A 1,519-nucleotide genomic window follows, 5' to 3' on the forward strand; every position below is an offset into this window, starting at 1 on the left:
CTTGAGTTTGGACTAATTGGCATTTAGTAGCAATGATATAGAAGGCAAGAGAAAGTGACCTAATTTCTTTTAGGGGCTGAGTTAAGTGGAATCGTTAAAAAAGAAGCAGAAACTAAGCAGCAGTTAGATCAGCATTCTTAAGTGATTCTTCGGTTTTAGGTTTTTTAGATGCGTGTTTTTTGACAGTGGGATAACGAGGACGTTGAGGAGGCTGATGCCCTTGGGCACGCCCAGGTGATTTACCGCGAGTTTTCGGGGGTTGAGCAGGAGTGCCAATAGTGGCTAAAATTAGAGGAAAAGCTTGTGCTACACGTCCTGGAGACAGTTTATCCTGAGTCGATTGCCAGGGCAAGGGGGAATCAATACAGGCAACTCTTGCGAACCAGAGTTGCCAAGTTAGCAGGGGCATCAGGTCACTCCATCGCTCTGCCGCCCGAGTAGAACTCAATTGAGGCTGTGTCCAATATAACCTCTGTTTGGCAAATCGATACCAATGCTCTAGAGCAAAGCGCCGTAGGTATTTTTGCCAGAGATCTTCTAATAGAGGCATTGTCTGACCCAACCAAGCGAGCCATAAGGGTTGGAACTTACGATTGCGACCAACTGGTTGGATCACCTCGACGCGAATGATTTCCATTGCCCGGTTTGGGGATTGAAGAAAATGAAACCCACTCCAGCGCATTACTTTAACTCGACCAACTTGCGGGTCTTCAACTTCTAGAGTTTCAGTTACCTCTGGCCAAGTTTGGGGGTCATTGAGCTTAAATTTATGACCATGCTTACGAGGTGCGCCTCGTCCTTTGTAAGTACCGGGTGTACCCCATACACATCGGTTAGATGCTAAACGCAACAACAGGTCTGCATTAATCTCCTCCGTGGCTTGGACAAATTTGGCATTGCCATAGCCTCGATCATAAGCAGCAAGCGGTCTGACTCCTAACTCACGAGTTACAAGTTTTAGTTGAAATACTGCTTTACTAGTTGGAGTTTCAAAGCTGGTTATCCGTTCATGTCTCAACGGCAATGCCCAACTCCCATCCGCCTCTGGTATCCAGGCTAAAGTACTATAACTTTGTCCGATGCCTATGCTCCCTCCTCTGTCCCCATAAAAAGTTCTTTCCCTGAGTGTTCTGGCTTCTGGTCGTGACCAAAAGCTATGATCTCCTGCTAGAAATGGCTGCTCTTCTGTCGCTACCTGCTTCACCATCAGTTTCATCAGTTTCCTTCTGGGTGGACGACTATCATGCAGTGCTGCATAAATGCTCGACCATTGCCGTCGAAATACTGGGCTTTGAGACAAGCTGACAAATGATGGGATACTTGGACTTGTCAATACTGCATCCATCAATTCAAATACTGCATCTTTGGCCTTCCCCAAACTATCGTAGATAGCTTGGCGGAATTTTTCTAGTTGTGTCAGGATCATCACGTCAATGATTTATCGATTACTTTCATTGACTTTACGGCAGTCAGTGTTACTGCTGACTGCTTTTCTCTAGCCTTTTAGTCCAAAGTCCAG

General features: G+C 46.0%; 1 protein-coding gene. It reads right to left on the bottom strand.

All coding sequences use genetic code 11. From position 1 onward, the window contains the following. Nucleotides 1-112 precede the first annotated feature (112 nt). Nucleotides 113-1,426 (bottom strand): NF041680 family putative transposase, encoded by a 1,314-nt coding sequence (locus G1O98_RS38165; RefSeq protein ID WP_163939638.1) that lies wholly within the window; start codon nucleotides 1,424-1,426, stop codon nucleotides 113-115. Nucleotides 1,427-1,519: the final 93 nt, after the last annotated feature.

The sequence above is a fragment of the Nostoc sp. UIC 10630 genome (assembly GCF_010747425.1).
In the GTDB taxonomy this organism is placed as follows: Bacteria; Cyanobacteriota; Cyanobacteriia; order Cyanobacteriales; family Nostocaceae; genus Nostoc.

Bases quoted from the DNA above. Each gene is read 5' to 3' on its own strand.
- G1O98_RS38165 (WP_163939638.1), bottom strand. From the start codon at position 1,426: ATGATCCTGACACAACTAGAAAAATTCCGCCAAGCTATCTACGATAGT.